A 17500-nucleotide genomic window follows, 5' to 3' on the forward strand; every position below is an offset into this window, starting at 1 on the left:
AGTAGCCTGATTTCGTTGTCGGAAGTGCTCACCTACTAGCGTAGGCTCCGCGCTTCCTCCTAGAACTCAAGCTACTTGCTTAGAAATTCATTGTCTCAAAGACTTATTAATACGGGCGTCAGAGGTAACTCTCACGCCCGTAAATTTGTATTTAGACTTGTCGATCTAGATAATAGCTTTATTCGGCATTTCAGCCGGCAGAACTTTTATCTAGATTGATACATAGACTACTGAAGTGATTATTCGGTAGTAGCAATTATTTGGTGACCTAGAACATGTCAAAACGTGATTTTTACGAAGTATTAGGCGTAAGCCGCGATGCATCAGAGCGCGATATTAAAAAAGCGTACAAACGCTTAGCGATGAAATTCCACCCGGACCGTAATCAGGGTGATGACAGCGCAGCAGACAAATTTAAAGAAGTAAAAGTAGCGTACGAGATCCTAACCGATTCTCAAAAGAAAGCAGCTTACGACCAATACGGCCACGCAGCTTTTGAACAAGGTGGCATGGGTGGCGGCGGTTACGGCGGCGGTGGCCAAGGTGACTTCGGCGATATCTTCGGTGATGTGTTTGGCGATATCTTTGGCGGCGGTCGTCGCGGTGGTGGTCAAGCGCGTGCACAACGTGGTTCTGATTTGCGTTACAACATGGAGCTTTCTCTAGAAGAAGCCGTTCGTGGTGTATCTAAAGAAATCGAAGTACCAACTCTTGTAGAGTGTGATATTTGTGACGGTAGCGGCGCGAAAGCGGGTTCTTCTGCACAAACGTGTGGTACTTGTCATGGCCACGGCCAGGTACAAATGCGCCAAGGTTTCTTTGCGGTTCAACAGACTTGTCCTACTTGTAACGGTAAAGGCAAGATCATCAAAGACCCATGTAACTCATGTCATGGTCAAGGTCGCAAACAGAAGACGAAAACGCTTAACGTTAAGATCCCAGCAGGTGTTGATACTGGTGATCGCATTCGTCTATCTGGCGAAGGCGAAGCAGGAGAGCACGGCGCTCCAGCTGGCGACTTGTACGTACAAGTACACGTAAAAGAGCACAACATCTTTGAGCGTGACGGCAACAACCTTTACTGTGAAGTGCCAGTAAGCTTCTCTATGGCAGCTTTAGGTGGTGAAGTTGAAGTTCCAACACTAGATGGTCGTGTAAACCTTAAAGTGCCAGAAGAAACACAAACGGGCCGTATGTTCCGTATGCGTGGCAAAGGCGTGAAAGGCGTTCGTGGCGGCGGTGTAGGTGACCTAATCGTTAAACTAGTGGTTGAAACACCGGTTAAGCTAAGCTCTCGTCAGAAAGAACTACTGCGTGAATTCGAAGAGACATGTTGTGGTGAAGCTGCAAGCAAGCACAAGCCAAAGTCTGAAGGTTTCTTCAGCGGCGTGAAAAACTTCTTCGATGACCTAACTAAGTAATTGATAGTTATTTGAAAATCTTAAAGCCTGCCAGTGTGCAGGCTTTTTTGATCATCTCGTTTAGTTAAAAAATGCAGCCATGTATATGCCTAGTCATTCTTTAATCAAACCAAGGGCATTAATTTCTACTAGTTCCAGCAATCTACAGGGGATTCTTCACCTGAAGATTTTAGCGTCATTGTTTTGGGTGTGCCTAAGCAAGAGTCACCACTTTGCCCCTTAGTTGACTGTGCCGTGGCAGTTATTATATATGCCATGCTGCTTGAACTTGCGACAGAAAATACATAGCGATCACTTGGTGATTCACACATAGTACAAGCCCCTCCTGAAACAATACTTCCCCAGCTATATACACCATTGTAAGACTGCTCAAGCGTGAGTTGTATTTTTGCCATATCAGCTAATGCTGCTGTTCTATGGGATTTTATTACATGCTCGGTATAGCTTGGGTAGGCAATAGCGGTTAGCACTCCAATAAGAGCCACTGCGATCAATAGTTCGATCAATGTCATCCCTTTGTTACTTAAGTTGTTGTTGTTACATTTATTTTTTCGAATCATCACGAGTAGTTCCTTCTCTATATTCAGCCTATTTTTCTTCGGTGGTAGCATCCTTGCAAGATTAAATACGGTTACGTATCGGTTTACATAGGAATTTGGGAAATGTCTCGCGGGTTTACCTTCTTAGAGCTACTCATAACCATATCAGTGCTCTCTATATTATTGGCAGTTGCCGCTCCAAGTTTTAGTTCGGTCTCGGAAACAGTGAAAATGCAACGGCTAGCTACCGAGCTGAATGGTTTTATGATGCAGGCGAAATCTGAGGCAGTTATGAGAAATACCGATCTTTGGGCTCATTTTCTAATGAATGGTAACTCAAATGACACCGGTGATTGGAAAATTGAATTGACTGAATTCGATGTTCCGAATACCGGTACCGCAATCCTTACAATGGAAGGAGTTTCATTTCGAAACATAGATTTCACCGTTAACTACAGTTCTGAACAAATTAAATTTAGTGGAGTAAACGGTAAAGCTAAAGATGGGCATCTTTTATTTGATATGAACTCTAAGCCTTTAAAGCTTATAACATATAGTACTTCTGGAAGAATGAGAATCTGTGGTGTGGGAGGAGACTTTTATGGTTATCAGACCTGCACTTAAGAGGCAGCAATTCGGTGCAACATTAGTCGAATTAATGATCTCTTCTATTTTGGGAATTGTAGTTATTGGAAGTGTGGGGTCGGTATTTATATCGGGACAAAACATCGCATCCGAGAGAAGTAAAGAATTACTATTATTACAACAAGTTTCAGGCACTCTTCAATACTTTAAAGAGGATATCCAGCGAGCAGGCTACGATGGAGGGACAGGTGTGTCTCTAAAATTATCAGGAGCCACAAATACCTTATATATCTCGCCAGACTCCAAAATTGTCGCGTTTGCATATGCTCATCAATCAGAGATTCGAAATGTTGCTTTTGTATTTGATTCCGGCTTAGTCAAAGTTTGTGATAGTCCCTCCAGTATCGTAAAAACGGTATCAGCGGCTACTAGTGGATGTTCTTCAATTTTTGAGCCGAATCAAATACGAGTGATTGATTTCAATGTCAATCAATCAAGTATTGAAGCTCAAGGTGTTAGTTCAGGCATGGCAACTATTACGATTTCTGCTGAATTAGTAGGAGATACGTCCGTTAATTATTCATCAAGTGTGATTGTAAAAAATAGGAATTGGCGATGAATAAAAATCAACAAGGTGCGGTTGTTTTACTTACAACAAGTGTATTACTAGTTACGGCGTTAATGTTGACTTTTGGTAGTTATCGTTCAGTTTTTTATCAAATAAAAAGATCTCAAAATGAAGTCGAAGCACGTAAGCAGCAATGGGAGGCTGAAGGTGGTCTAGAGTGTGGGTTTACTTACATTGTGAATCAAAAATTGCAATCAATACCCAATAATTTGGCGACAGTTTGTAACTCGTATAGTTTTTCCTCTTTAAATGCGGACTTTACAAACCCTGAAATTTTGCTTTCTCAAGTTGGTCATAGCAGTGTTAATAAAACAATAATATTCTCATCTTCAGGTGGTTATGGATCTATGAGGTCGACTTCTGATGTTATTTCTTTTGGCTCAGCACTTTTTTCACCACCAGACCCTGGTGAATTTGACTCGGATGCTGATGCTTATGAGTGTATAGGGGCTGTGGTTAAATATAGGTTTATTGCGACTGGTATTACCAATCATGGCGTAAGTAGTTCTATTGAATCTCCAGGATCTGGGCATGACCCCACTAAGGATTGTAAGCCTTCTCATAAGACATCGACAGCCGCTAAATCAGGGATATGGGAGAACTCCTTTGGAGTGATAAGTTCTCATAATGTTGGGTTAGATATTCAGCGAGATGACACTATTGACCCTTTTAAAGATTTTTTCGGAGTCGATAAAAGTAAGTGGCAAGAGGTTCGTGATGATGTAGATAACGAATTTATTAAAGTTTCAATGCCCTCTAGTAGTGTTGATTGCTACAGCCAATTTTCTGATTCAATAGTGAATGGACAGCCCAATAAAGTTTGGATTGATGGCTCTTGCCAACTAGCGCCAGCTGATGTGACGAATATTGTAAACTTACAGGCTGCACACCCGGGAACAGATTTGTTTTTACTTGTTCATGACGGTGTTTTTGGGGTCACTGGCTCTGGCGATATTAGCGGTGTATTTTTTCATTTTAATAATACTTACTCTCCCACACCTTCCCAATGGGACTCGATGACGGAAGTGAAACCTTTTGTAAATACTGTATTTAGTGACCTAATTAATACTATGTATGGTTCATCAAGCACTCTTACGCCATACCATGCAACTTATGCGCAAGCGGGCGCATTCAGTTTCACAGGAGGGCAATTTTTTGATACAGAAGGGCAAATGGCGCTATTTAATAACTCTCTGAATTTTTCATTTAATTCAGATGTCATTGATGAGTTCGGCTTTTCACCTAAACCAAGATGGCAAAAAGGTTCATGGAATGATTTGTAAACAGAAAGGTTTTAGCCTAATCGAAGTGCTTATTTCGTTTTTGTTGATCGGTGTTGGTTCTCTAGGGCTAATTAAATTACAAACGTATGTTGAGCAAAAATCTGACTTTGCTATTCATAGTGTAGAAGCTCTGCATTTGGCTGAAAATAAGCTGGAATGGTTTAGAACTCGTGGTGCATCTGCCGCTTTATCGAGTATAACGCCTGCGGATTTTGCTACGGATATTGTTGATGGTATGGATCACTCGCATGTTAAATATCAACTTGATTGGACAGTGACGAATAGTTTATCTGGATCGCTGAAGACCGTTCAGATAACAAGTTCATGGGAAGACCGGTTTGGTAGTAATCGAGTTATCGAATTACATACTATGATTTCCAAATACAGTGAGTTTGACTGATCCCTAAGCAAACGTTTACTGCATGCCAAGGCCTAAGCATCCTCTTTACTGATAGTTTTCACTCCTCGGACATTGTTTACGTGCCAGTTAAAACTCTGTATATGGAATGGTGTTTTTTGTGTTTTTATATTGTTGCTGTTGTACAGTATTTTTGCAAAATATGTCTCCATTTATGGAAAATGATGTGGAACCTTGTGCTTTTTAACAGCGACTTTAATAGAATATGTGCTGTACCAATAGGCCATGGTCAAAACTTTTATTAGGCCTAAACAAACAACATCACATATGGAGTTACAATGAGTAACCAAGCTGTAAAAAAAGCACCATCGACTGAGAAGATCAGTGGGATGGACCGCTTTCTAAACTTCATTGAACGCGCCGGCAACAAAATTCCAGACCCTGCAATTCTGTTCTTCTGGGCTCTAGTTATCGTATGGGTAGCATCTGCACTTTTATCGAATCTTTCATTCGACCTAATCAACCCTCAAACGGGTGCTGCTCTAGAAGTAAACAACCTATTAACTGGCGAAGCGCTTGCTAGCTTCCTAGCGAATATGGTTACCACGTTCACAGGCTTCGCACCGCTAGGCATCGTACTTGTTGCTATGCTAGGTGTTGGCGTTGCTGACTCTTCAGGCTTCATTACGACTGGCCTTAAGAAGATGCTGAACTTCACGCCAGCTAAGCTATTAACGCCAATGCTAATCCTTGTTGCTATCGTGTCTCACACAGCAGCAGATGCAGGTTACGTTCTAGTAATCCCTCTTGGCGGTATTATCTTCCACGCAGCGGGTCGTCACCCTCTAGCGGGTATTGCAGCAGCGTTTGCTGGTGTATCAGGTGGTTTCTCAGCGAACTTCATTCCTTCAGGTATTGACCCGCTACTAGCAGGCTTCACTCAAACAGCGGCAAACGTTCTTGACCCTGCATACGTGGTTAACCCTCTAGCGAATATTTTCTTTACTGGTTTGTCTTCAGTTCTCATTGTTGGTATCGGTTGGTATGTGACAGAGAAGATCATTGAACCTCGTCTTGCAAAAACACCTGTAGATGAAGATGCTGAACAAGCACCGGATCTAGGTACGTTCACGGCGATTGAATCTAAAGCATTCAAATTTGCTGGTTGGGCAATGGTTGCGGGTATTGGTCTGCTTATCGCAGCTTTAGTTCCTGAAAACTCAGCACTTCGTTCGCCTGAAGGTGAGCTAACAGCGTTCTCAGCGCCAGTAATGAAGTCTATTGTTCCTCTGATCTTCATCCTGTTTATCATTCCGGGTATCGTCTACGGCCGTGTAGCGGGTACATTTAAGAATAGCAACGATGTTATCAAAGCGATGTCTGAGACAATGGCAACGATGGGCGCATACATTGTAATGTCGTTCTTCTGTGCTCAGTTCCTTTCTGCATTCGCTCAATCAAACATCGGTACTATGCTGGCGCTTTACGGTGCTGAAGGCTTGAAAGCGATGGATCTTCCTGGTGAAGCAACGGTTGTTGGTATGATTCTACTAACGGCTGCAGTTAACCTTCTTGTAGGTTCTGCTTCAGCTAAGTGGGCACTGATTGGTCCTATCCTAGTTCCTATGCTGATGGTTGTGGGTATCTCTCCAGAGCTATCTCAAGCGGCTTACCGTGTAGGTGATTCAGTTTCTAACATCATCTCTCCACTGATGGTGTTCTTCCCATTGGTTGTTGTTTACTGTCAACGTTACGTTAAGTCGACAGGTATCGGTACTCTAGCTTCTCTAATGATGCCATTCTCGATTGCTATGCTAATCGGTTGGTCAATCTTCTTGCTAGCTTACTGGGCTCTTGGTATCCCACTAGGTATCCAAGCTCCTTACACTTACACAATGTAAGATAAGTAACGCTAAGTAATAAAAGCAAAAGTTAGTAAGATAAAATCATCGAAGCCCGCACCGAAATGTGCGGGCTTTTTTTCGTTATTTTTTTCCGTTTTTTTATCCAAGATGTTTATAGCCAAGACTTTCTATATCCAAAACTTTCTATATCCAAAAGAAACGCACTCAGCTTATACTCCGGATTACGGCTAATTGTTGGCCGGTAAAATTAGGAAATCCAAGCCACATGAAGATTCTGCTTTTAGTAGGGTTAATTGTTTTAAATGGTCTGTTTGCCATGTCTGAGATTGCACTGGTAGCAGCAAAAAATAGTCGGTTGAAACGCTTGGCCGAAAAACATCGCTCCGCTCAGATTGCTCTTGAGCTCAAAGAAAACCCAACCCGCTTCCTTTCAACCATTCAAATCGGTATTACGGTAATCGGCCTACTCAGCGGTATCGTGGGCGAGGCTACGCTATCAGCTCCACTTGCGGTTCAACTTGAACTGTGGGGATTCGACCCAACACAAGCGAATATTTTGTCTACTGCGGTAGTCGTTGTCGGTATTACTTACTTCGCGATTGTTGTGGGTGAGTTGGTACCAAAGCGTTTTGCTCAGTCTCAAGCTGAAAACATTGCTGTGTTAGTCGCGCTACCAATCTTCTGGTTATCTAAAATCGCAACGCCGTTTGTGTTTGCGTTGTCTGCGTCAACCGAAGGCATCTTAAAGCTGATGGGGCGTGGCGGTGAAGAAGATAGTGTCACTGAAGACGATATCCATGCACTGGTGAAAGAGGGCTCAGAATCTGGAGTGATTGAGCGCGGCGAGCAAGAGATGATTCGTAATATCTTGCAGCTTGATGATCGCCTTGTAAGCTCATTGATGACGCCACGTCGAGATGTCGACTTTCTAGATATTGAGCAACCTGTAGAGCAGATATTTAAGAAACTGCGCTCTTCAAAGCACAGTGTATTTCCATTGTGCCAAGATCACCTCAATAAAGTGGTCGGTACGGTGTCGTCCAAAGCCTTGCTGAATCAGGCAGGCAATTTAAGTATTCAAGTTATCATGGGGTTGTCTAAGTCGCCGATCTACGTTCCAGAATCGATGAAGGCACTGCGGCTACTTGGCTACTTTAAAGAGTCGGGTACCGAGATGGCATTCATTGTCGATGAATATGGTGATGTGCAAGGCCTTGTGACTCATTATGATATTCTTGAAGCGATTGCAGGTGAGTTATCCAATAACCCCAATGACCTATGGACAGAACAAGTGGAAGACGGATTGCTGGTGGATGGATTAATCCCTATCAGTGAGCTCAAGAACCGCTTAGAGCTGTCAGAGTTAGAAGGGGAAAGCGAAGGCTTCCAAACATTGAATGGCCTTGTCACTTGGCTGATTGGGCGTTTACCCGATACGGGAGAAGTGGTTCAGTGTCAGCAATGGCAGTTTGAAATCATCTCGGTTGAGAACAACCGTATCGTGAGTGTTAAAGCGACAAGATTAGTCAATGAGCTAGGCGATGATGTTAGTTAGATAAGCCGCTAGCGAGAGATTAAACGAACAAGCCAACGCTTGTTGTTCATTATCTCTTTATTGTTCATTATTACTAAGATTAGGTATGCTTCTCCGCATACCTTTTTTTGTTCTTATCCTTTGTTTTCTGGAGTTCCCTTTGTCAGACCATCAATTCACCCCTCAAGATGAAATCTTCATGCGACGCGCCATTGAGGTTGCTAAGCAAGCAGAGAAAGAGGGAGAGGTTCCCGTTGGTGCTGTGTTGGTGAAAGAGGGGGAGATTATTTCTGAAGGTTGGAACCGTTCGATTGGCAGCCACGATGCCACGGCACACGCAGAAATCGAAACCTTGCGTAAAGCTGGCCAAGCCTTGGAAAACTATCGCTTACTTGATACCACCTTATACGTCACGCTTGAGCCTTGCCCAATGTGTGCTGGTGCCTTGTTACACAGCCGAGTGAAGCGGATTGTCTTTGGTGCACCTGACTTAAAAGCGGGTGCTGCGGGTACGGTATTGAATCTCTTTGAAAGCCAAGCCTCATACCACTATGCCGATGTTGAGCATGGCTTATTAGAAGCAGAATGTCGTGAGCAGTTGCAGGCGTTTTTCAAGCGTCGTAGAAAAGAGATAAAAGAAAAACGGAAGCAAGACCGTCTGTTGGAAGAGCAGTGTTTAGAATCTGACAAGGCAAGTAATAAGAATAAGGTCAGTAACAAGAACAAGGTCTGTAACAAAAAATAGCAGCAAGCTTTCGGCACTCTCTATCGCAAGAGTGCCGCAGAAAACTTACTCGGTATATTTACTCAGAAAGTATCTGCATGAAAGCACGGTTGCGCCAAATGATTTTCTTCTTATTATTTGAAAGCATACGCTTACGACGGTTTGCAGCAACGGTCTTATCAAGGCGCTTCGATTTCAGTTTACTCTTCATCATTTCAACGATTTCCTATTTGTCGTCTGGCTTTGTAATTATGACTTCAGTTTTAATTATAGTGGTTACTTGTTTATGATCTCTGCCGCGAACTTAGCGATACTTTTTGAGTAACCATCGCGATTGTCAGTGTCTGAATACAACAGAACATCATGGCGCTTATGGTGTGTCGTTATAAAGTTCGATTGTTACTGCAATATGACACCTAAAATTTAACGGTCACTTTGTTGGTTTAGTTTCTCAATGCGAACTAGCCAATACGAACCAGTGGCTCATGTATAAAAAAAAGAGCAACGCTACATGGCATTGCTCTTTTTATTTATTTGGAAGACTCAGCTTCGTCGACAGCGGATTCAGCCGCACTGATTGTCGATTCAGCGCCCGAGATCTCTAAAGGTGGGATAACCACCAAACCTTCGAGGCTCGCTTCTTCTTCTTTATTTCGCTTATTCACATGACCAATAATGCTTTGGTAATAACGGCGAATATTCTCAACGTAATTCCTTGCTTCATCACCACGCGCATAGCCGTATCGAGTTTGGCTGTAGTACTTCTTTTGTTTCAATAGAGGAAGTCGATCTTTTACATCACCCCAAGCGTCAGGGTTGCCGCCTTGTGCTTTGGTTAAGCGACGTGCATCCATCATGTGACCGTAACCTACGTTATATGAGGCTAGGGCAAACCAGATCTTTTCATGTTGAGTAATTGAGTCAGGAACTCGATTCACGATACGACGTAAATATTCCACGCCACCTTGTACCGACTGTTTCGGGTCAAGACGATTGGTTACACCTACGCTCTTCGCGGTTGGCAACGTCAACATCATCATGCCACGAACACCTGTAGGAGAACGCGCGACTGGGTTCCAGTGTGACTCTTGGTATGCCAAAGCTGCGATTAAGCGCCAATCAAATTCTTGCGAGTATTTCTGAAATAGTGGCGACCATTTCGGTAGCTTGCTGTCTAGAGCGCGGATAAAGGCACGAGTATCGACATAATCGAAGGTGCCGATATGGCCAATATATTTCTCTTCTAGTGAAGCGAGCTCACCAGACTGCTTTAGGTTACCGAAAAACTCAATCAGCAGCGCATAAAGGCTTTCATCTTCAGACTTCTGTAAATACCAAGAGATCGGTTGGTCTTCTGTAAGTTCAAAAGCCAAAGCCACGTCTGGGTATAAACGTTGTGCGAGTGACAGCTCAATCGAATCCGCCACAGTAAACAAGCGTTCCCCTGTAGAGACTTCTTTTAGCAGGTCGTTGATGTCAGCATTGCCGATCGCATCGTAGATAAAGTCATCGTGCGTGTTTTGCAGCTGTTTTAGTGTTGGCTCAAAGTGTGAGTCTTTCACTACAACCAAAGATGGCGTCAATGTGTCAGTAGACGCTACCTCTTCTGGTTCCGTTTGTGCTTTTACGAAATCAGCCTGACGCTCATTCTCAAACTTGATCAGTTGCTCAAGGTTTCTTGGGCGCCACTGGCCTTTTTTGTACACGACCTGCTGGCTTACATAGTAATAAGCGGGCGCAGCGCGATAGGCACGTGTCAGGTTGCTGTTTTGTGTTAACCCCGTTGCGATAAGATCGATCTCGCCTTTCTTTAACGCCGGAAATAGGCCGGATAGACGGTAAGCGGGTTTAACCTCAAGCTTTACACCAAGCTCTTCTGCAAACTCGCGAGCTAACTCGTAATCCAAGCCAGCAGGACCATCTGGACCGATGTAATAAGAGAGTTGGTTATTTAGGGTGCCGACACGAAGAACGCCACGCTCTCGTATCTGCTCAAGGACACTTTTAGGTTCAGATTCAATCTGGCATCCAGCCAACCCAAATAGGGCAATAGCGAGCAGAAGGAACTTAGACGAAAAGATGAGCGTAAATTTAGGCATCAAAATGAAATCTCGAAAAGTGGAAGCCCCTTTATACCAAACCCCGCAAGGCTGGCAAAGCAGGTTTATTTAAACAGTTGTAAAAGTGGTGATAAATGCAGCAAAAGTACCATTTACGCAGAAAGATAAAAAAAATAACGCAAACGGTTGCTTTTGGTGTTACGTCACAAAAAGAAATGCTTTATAATGCGCTCGCATTGAAGAGGTGGAATCGGCATAGGTTTGGCAACCTTCGGGAATAGCTTCGAAGAAAACAGTTAGGTTGTTCCTATAACCCACTGAATTTATTCCAATACTACCTTAATCAACTGCATAAGAGACGTAAGCACATGAGAATTTTGCGTGGCTCCCCAGCTCTATCTGAGTTTCGTGTTAACAAGCTTTTAGAGCTTTGTCGTGAATTAAGCTTACCTGTAACAGGTATTTACGCTGAGTTTGCCCACTTTGCTGATCTAACGGCAGACCTAGATGAGTCTGAAGTTGAGAAGCTAGAAAAGCTACTGACTTACGGTCCAACGATTGAAGAGCATGAACCTGAAGGTTTACTGCTGCTTGCAACGCCACGTCCAGGCACTATCTCGCCTTGGTCTTCAAAATCAACAGATATCGCACACAACTGCGGACTGGCTAAAGTGTCACGTCTAGAGCGCGGTACTGCTTTCTACATTGAAACCTCTTCTGAACTTTCTGAGCTTCAACTTGTTGAGCTGAAAGCAATTCTGCACGACCGTATGATGGAAGTGGTTTTCACTGACTTCGAATCAGCAGCGGCGCTGTTCACTGTTGCTGAGCCTGCTCCTTATGCGGAAGTTGACCTACTAACTGGTGGACGTAAAGCGCTTGAAAAAGCAAACGTTACCCTAGGTCTAGCACTTGCAGAAGATGAGATTGATTACCTTCTTGAAAGCTTCACTGAGAAGCTAGGTCGTAACCCGACTGACATCGAGCTAATGATGTTTGCACAAGCGAACTCAGAGCACTGTCGTCACAAGATCTTTAACGCTGATTGGACTATCGATGGCGTTAAGCAAGAAAAATCATTGTTCAAGATGATTAAGAACACCTTTGAAACGACACCAGAACACGTTCTGTCTGCTTATAAAGATAACGCAGCGGTAATGACAGGTTCTGAAGTCGGTCGTTTCTTCCCAGATCCAGAAACTCGTCAGTACAACTATCACCAAGAGAAAACACACATCTTGATGAAAGTTGAAACGCACAACCACCCAACGGCAATCTCTCCATGGCCGGGCGCGTCAACAGGTTCAGGCGGCGAAATCCGCGATGAAGGCGCGACAGGTATTGGTGGTAAGCCAAAAGCGGGTCTAGTTGCTTTCTCTGTATCTAACCTTAAGATCCCGAACTTCGTTCAACCTTGGGAAACTGACTTTGGTAAGCCGAGCCGTATCGTTACTGCTCTGGATATCATGCTTGAAGGTCCTCTTGGTGGCGCAGCATTCAACAACGAATTTGGTCGTCCAAACCTATTAGGTTACTTCCGTACTTACGAAGAGAAAGTAAACTCTCACGCAGGTGAAGAAGTGCGTGGTTACCACAAGCCAATCATGCTGGCTGGTGGTCTAGGTAACATTCGTGATGATCATGTTCAGAAGAAAGAGATCCCAGTAGGTGCAAGCCTAATCGTTCTTGGCGGTCCAGCAATGAACATCGGCCTTGGTGGCGGTGCTGCATCTTCAATGGATTCTGGTTCTTCTTCTGAAGACTTAGATTTTGCTTCTGTACAACGTGAAAACCCAGAGATGGAACGTCGTTGTCAGGAAGTTATCGACCGTTGTTGGCAGCTTGGTGATGCGAACCCAATCGCATTCATCCACGATGTGGGCGCGGGCGGTATCTCGAATGCACTTCCTGAGCTAGTCGACGACGGTGAGCGTGGCGGTATCTTTAATCTACGTGACGTGCCAAACGATGAGCCGGGCATGAGCCCACTTGAGATCTGGTGTAACGAATCTCAAGAGCGTTACGTAATGGCAGTTGCTGATAAAGACATGGCAACATTTGACGCGATTTGTAAGCGTGAGCGTGCACCTTACGCAGTGGTTGGTAAAGCAACTGAAGAGCGTGATCTGAAACTAGAAGATTCACACTTCGACAACACGCCAATCGATATGCCAATGGACATCCTTTTAGGTAAAACACCTAAGATGCACCGTGACGCGAAGACGCTAAAAGCAAACAACCCTGCGATTGATCGTTCTGGTATCGAACTAAACGAAGCGGTTGACCGTATTCTTCGCCTACCAACAGTGGCAGAGAAAACATTCCTTATCACTATCGGTGACCGCTCGGTAACGGGTCTTGTCGCTCGTGACCAAATGGTTGGCCCATGGCAGGTTCCAGTTGCTAACTGCGCAGTAACTGCAGCAAGTTACGATTCTTACCACGGTGAGGCTATGTCTCTTGGTGAGCGTACGCCAGTGGCACTACTAGACTTCGGTGCATCAGCTCGCCTAGCGGTTGGTGAAGCAATCACTAACATTGCAGCGACTAATATCGGCGATATCAAACACATTAAACTGTCGGCTAACTGGATGTCTCCAGCAGGTCACCCAGGTGAAGATGCAGGCCTTTACGAAGCGGTGAAAGCAGTCGGTGAAGAGCTATGTCCAGCACTGGGTCTAACTATCCCAGTGGGTAAAGACTCAATGTCGATGAAGACTAAGTGGGAAGAGAACGGCGAGCAGAAAGAAGTAACGTCTCCGCTATCTCTTGTTATCACTGCGTTCGCACGTGTTGAAGATGTTCGTAAGACGATTACGCCTCAGCTTCGCACCCCGAATAACCTTGAAGGCTTAGGCGCTACAAGCTTAGTACTTATCGACCTAGGTAACGGCAAAAACCGTATGGGTGCGACAGCACTAGCGCAAGTTTACAAGCAGCTTGGTGATAAGCCAGCAGATGTAGACAACGCAGCGCAACTAAAAGGTTTCTACGAAGGCGTTCAAGCGCTTGTTGCTAACGACCAAGTTGTGGCTTACCACGATAAAGGTGACGGTGGTCTATTCGTAACGCTAGCAGAAATGGCGTTCGCAGGTCACTGTGGTGTTAATGCTGATATTGCGGCGCTTTTATCTGCATCAGAGAATAGCGAAGACACGCTAGCAGCACTCTTCAACGAAGAGCTAGGTGCGGTAATCCAAGTTCGCAACGATGACCTAGACGCTGTTCTTTCTACTCTTGCAACAAACGGTTTAGAAGCGTGTTCACACGTGATTGGTTCGGTTCAAGATTCAGATGAGCTAGTGATTAAGTCTGGCGAGTCTGTAGTGATTGAGCGTAACCGTACTGAACTGCGTACTATCTGGGCTGAGACTACGCATAAAATGCAAGGTCTGCGTGATAACCCAGTGTGTGCAGACCAAGAGCACGAAGCGAAGAAAGACAACTCAGACCCAGGTCTGAACGTGAAACTAAGCTTCGACGTAAATGAAGACATTGCTGCTCCTTACATCAACACGGGCGCTAAGCCTAAGATGGCGATTCTACGTGAACAGGGTGTTAACTCTCACGTTGAAATGGCAGCAGCATTCGACCGTGCAGGCTTCGAAGCAACTGATATTCACATGAGCGACATCCTAACGGGACAAGCGGTACTAGAAGAGTACAACGGCCTTGTGGCTTGTGGTGGCTTCTCTTACGGTGATGTATTGGGCGCTGGTGAAGGTTGGGCTAAATCGGTTCTGTTTAACGACTCTACGCGTGACCAATTTGAAAACTTCTTCAAGCGTGAAGATACTTTCTCTCTAGGTGTGTGTAACGGTTGTCAGATGTTGTCTAACTTGCGTGAACTTATCCCTGGAGCTGAGTACTGGCCACGTTTCGTTCGTAACGAATCTGAGCGTTTTGAAGCTCGTTTCAGCCTAGTAGAAGTTCAGAAGTCTGATTCTGTATTCTTCAACGGCATGGAAGGTTCTCATATGCCAATCGCTGTTTCTCACGGTGAAGGCCGCGTAGAAGTGCGTGACAACGACCACCTAAACGCGATCGAAAATTCAGGCACGGTTGCTCTACGTTACGTTGATAACAACGGTAACCAAACGCAGCAATACCCGAACAACCCGAATGGTTCGCCAAACGCTATCACTGGTTTAACGACTACAGACGGCCGCGTGACTATCATGATGCCGCACCCCGAGCGTGTATTCCGTACGGTAGCAAACTCTTGGTCTCCAGAAGGTTGGGGCGAGAATGGTGCTTGGATGCGTATGTTCCAAAACGCACGTAAGAATGTGGGTTAATCACTTACCTACATGCTGCGTTAATCTAGATTGGATTAACTAAAAACTAAAAGCTAAAAGCGCAGCTCGAAAGGTCTGCGCTTTTTTATTACACAAATTTTAGGAACCAACGCGAAACAAATTAGGTTTGCAGTTTGCTGTTCTAAAAATCTCCACTACGCTAAATGTTATGGAATCAATTTGTTAGCTCACGAGTTTCTGTATTTATGCAGAGAGAACCTCGTTTGGCCTTACAAAAAAATGAATCAATCATCGTGGCATAAGAGGGATCTATGAAAACAACAATCACAAAAGCAGTTGCAGTGGCAGCGATTGTCATGTCGTTAGCAGGGTGTGTCGGTAGTAATGCCGTTACTGGTAAATTAATGAAGTTCAACGTTGAAGTTGTAGATAACCGTTACGCTCGTGCTGGGGTCAACTTCTTGCTTGCTCCAGTTTACGCTTTAACATTTGCAGCCGATTACATCGTATTTAACTCGATCGAATTCTGGGCAGGTAAAAACCCACTCACTGGCGCGCCTCACATCTTTGATAGCAAAGTCGATACCATGATTGATGTGAACGACAGCCTAGATGATTCATTGAAAGAAGCCCCACTTGGCTTCAACAATCGCCATATCGAACAAGGCGAAATGCAACAAATCGATGAAAATACCATACGTATGGACATTACCTACAATGATGGCCAAAAAGCTGTACTGATGGGTGTTCGTGATGGCGACAAAGTTAGTTACTACATGGATGGAGCGCTTGTTTCAGAAACTTCAATTCAAGCCCTTGAGCAGTTAGCAGCAGAAAAAGCATAATCTTCTCAGCTTTACCGCTATAAAAGAAAAGCCGCTGGATTAAACCCCAGCGGCCTCGTATTTTTTAATATCTAGTAATTTAGCATCTAGCGCGTAGATTAGTTGTTGCTGTGTAGCTCGCTGTTCAGTTCAACAGCAGACTTGTTCGCTAGGCACTCAATTTGACCAGTGATCGAGTTACGGCGGAATAGAAGGTCAGAAACGCCAGCAAGGTCACGAGCTTTAATGATTTCTACTTCGTTGCCTTCTTTATCTAGCATGCGAACTTTAGTTCCCGCAGTTACGTAAAGACCTGACTCAACTGTACAACGGTCGCCCATTGGAAAGCCAAGACCTGCGTTTGCACCTAGTAGACAGTTTTCGCCGATAGAGATAACCATAGTACCGCCACCAGACAGAGTGCCCATGATAGAAGCGCCGCCGCCGATATCAGAACCGTTACCCACAACAACACCCGCAGAGATACGACCTTCAACCATGCTTACGCCAGTAGTACCTGCATTGAAGTTGATGAAACCTTCGTGCATTACTGTTGTGCCTTCACCTACGTGTGCGCCAAGACGAACACGAGAAGTATCAGCAATACGAATACCGGTTGGTACCACGTAATCCACCATTTTAGGGAATTTGTCTACACAATCTACTGTGAGAGCACGACCCGCAAGACGAGCTTCGATTTGACGCTCAGCTAGCTCTGGAAGATCGATTGGGCCTTCGTTTGTCCATGCAATGTTGTGAAGTAGACCGAAGATGCCGTCCAGTACCGTACCGTGTGGTTGAACTAGGCGGTTAGAGATAAGTTGTAGCTTTAGGAAGCCTTCAGCAACAGATGCTGGCTTCTCGTCAGTTGCAAGAACAACAAGAACAAGTGGCTGTTCAGACGCTGCCGCTTTTTCTGCGAAAGATGCGTTTGCTGCATCGTCGTTTACTGCGAATGCTTTCGCTAGTTCTGCACTTTGTGCAGCAGAGATTTCTATAGCTTGGTTGCCTTCAGCGTAACCTGACACTTCAGCTACAGCTGCTACAAGAGCGTCGCTTGGGTTTAGAAGTGGGTTAGGGAAGAACGCTTCAATGATTTTATTGTCGCGGTTTTTGGTTGCCGTACCGAAGGCTAGTGAAAAGTAAGCCATGTTGAATCTCCATGTGTTGAGTCTTGATTTTGCTATTCATAGCAGTGACTCGAATAATGAGTGCTGCCGTTAGCAAAGTTAATTTAATTGCGTTCATCATAAAGAGAGCGCCCTCGTTATGAAAGGGCGTATCGGGATAAAGTCTGTAAAATGATATTGCTTGTCTTTTTAGAGATAGTTTTCATTATCCGGATATTATACCTCGCTCTTAAATATGGGCGCGCTTACTTAAGTAGCGCGGTGCCATTTCATTTCCACACCTGACACTT

The 17500-nt window shown here is 44.5% G+C and carries 14 protein-coding genes; 10 read left to right on the forward strand and 4 right to left on the reverse strand.

The genetic code is table 11. From position 1 onward, the window contains the following. Positions 1 to 275 precede the first annotated feature (275 nt). The gene (gene dnaJ, locus AC3CIA_RS03245) at positions 276 to 1421 is read left to right on the forward strand and encodes a molecular chaperone DnaJ (protein WP_004735166.1); all 1146 of its coding nucleotides are present in this window, start codon (positions 276 to 278) and stop codon (positions 1419 to 1421) included. Positions 1422 to 1549: 128 nt separating this feature from the next. Here the strand turns inward: dnaJ and AC3CIA_RS03250 are convergent, their stop codons facing one another. Then, positions 1550 to 1981 (reverse strand): type IV pilin protein, encoded by a 432-nt coding sequence (locus AC3CIA_RS03250; RefSeq protein ID WP_065206899.1) that lies wholly within the window; start codon positions 1979 to 1981, stop codon positions 1550 to 1552. Positions 1982 to 2083: 102 nt separating this feature from the next. On the opposite strand from AC3CIA_RS03250, the gene AC3CIA_RS03255 reads away from it, so the two are divergent. The 7 genes from AC3CIA_RS03255 (at position 2084) to tadA (ending at position 8958) form a co-directional block, all read left to right on the forward strand. Next, on the forward strand, positions 2084 to 2584 hold the full coding sequence (locus tag AC3CIA_RS03255) for a GspH/FimT family pseudopilin (protein ID WP_017095315.1): 501 nt from the start codon (positions 2084 to 2086) through the stop codon (positions 2582 to 2584). Further along, positions 2562 to 3164, forward strand: a complete 603-nt coding sequence (locus AC3CIA_RS03260) for a PilW family protein (protein ID WP_017087725.1) — start codon at positions 2562 to 2564, stop codon at positions 3162 to 3164. Before AC3CIA_RS03255 ends, AC3CIA_RS03260 begins: the two co-directional genes overlap by 23 nt. After that, positions 3161 to 4456, forward strand: coding sequence for a hypothetical protein (locus AC3CIA_RS03265; protein ID WP_488518504.1), 1296 nt, complete (start codon positions 3161 to 3163; stop codon positions 4454 to 4456). The genes AC3CIA_RS03260 and AC3CIA_RS03265 overlap by 4 nt, the downstream gene beginning before the upstream one ends. Further along, the gene (locus tag AC3CIA_RS03270; RefSeq protein ID WP_488518505.1) at positions 4446 to 4856 is read left to right on the forward strand and encodes a type IV pilus modification PilV family protein; all 411 of its coding nucleotides are present in this window, start codon (positions 4446 to 4448) and stop codon (positions 4854 to 4856) included. The genes AC3CIA_RS03265 and AC3CIA_RS03270 overlap by 11 nt, the downstream gene beginning before the upstream one ends. A gap of 296 nt (positions 4857 to 5152) precedes the next feature. Next, positions 5153 to 6715 (forward strand): AbgT family transporter, encoded by a 1563-nt coding sequence (locus AC3CIA_RS03275; RefSeq protein ID WP_065607463.1) that lies wholly within the window; start codon positions 5153 to 5155, stop codon positions 6713 to 6715. Between the two features lie 229 nt (positions 6716 to 6944). Beyond that, positions 6945 to 8234, forward strand: a complete 1290-nt coding sequence (locus AC3CIA_RS03280) for a hemolysin family protein (protein ID WP_054548062.1) — start codon at positions 6945 to 6947, stop codon at positions 8232 to 8234. 85 nt (positions 8235 to 8319) lie between these two features. Then, the gene (gene tadA, locus AC3CIA_RS03285; protein ID WP_171329468.1) at positions 8320 to 8958 is read left to right on the forward strand and encodes a tRNA adenosine(34) deaminase TadA; all 639 of its coding nucleotides are present in this window, start codon (positions 8320 to 8322) and stop codon (positions 8956 to 8958) included. Between the two features lie 58 nt (positions 8959 to 9016). Here the strand turns inward: tadA and AC3CIA_RS03290 are convergent, their stop codons facing one another. Continuing rightward, positions 9017 to 9151 carry a hypothetical protein gene (locus AC3CIA_RS03290; protein ID WP_004735176.1) on the reverse strand — a complete coding sequence of 45 codons (135 nt, stop codon included), beginning with the start codon at positions 9149 to 9151 and terminating at the stop codon, positions 9017 to 9019. Between the two features lie 316 nt (positions 9152 to 9467). Further along, positions 9468 to 11036: a membrane-bound lytic murein transglycosylase MltF gene (mltF, locus tag AC3CIA_RS03295; protein WP_428786155.1), complete on the reverse strand. Its 1569-nt coding sequence runs from the start codon at positions 11034 to 11036 to the stop codon at positions 9468 to 9470. A gap of 329 nt (positions 11037 to 11365) precedes the next feature. Here mltF and purL point away from each other — a divergent pair, with 329 nt between their 5' ends. Together purL and AC3CIA_RS03305 are read left to right on the forward strand one after the other, a co-directional pair. After that, complete coding sequence (purL, locus tag AC3CIA_RS03300) at positions 11366 to 15295, forward strand: phosphoribosylformylglycinamidine synthase (protein WP_488518506.1); 3930 nt, start codon at positions 11366 to 11368, stop codon at positions 15293 to 15295. 272 nt (positions 15296 to 15567) lie between these two features. Beyond that, entirely contained in the window at positions 15568 to 16101 is a 534-nt protein-coding gene (locus AC3CIA_RS03305; protein ID WP_017074183.1) for a DUF3332 domain-containing protein, read from the forward strand. Between the two features lie 98 nt (positions 16102 to 16199). Here the strand turns inward: AC3CIA_RS03305 and dapD are convergent, their stop codons facing one another. Then, positions 16200 to 17231: a 2,3,4,5-tetrahydropyridine-2,6-dicarboxylate N-succinyltransferase gene (gene dapD, locus AC3CIA_RS03310; protein WP_428785496.1), complete on the reverse strand. Its 1032-nt coding sequence runs from the start codon at positions 17229 to 17231 to the stop codon at positions 16200 to 16202. Between the last annotated feature and the right edge of the window lie 269 nt (positions 17232 to 17500).

The sequence above is a fragment of the Vibrio sp. QJM3NY_27 genome (genome assembly GCF_057785955.1).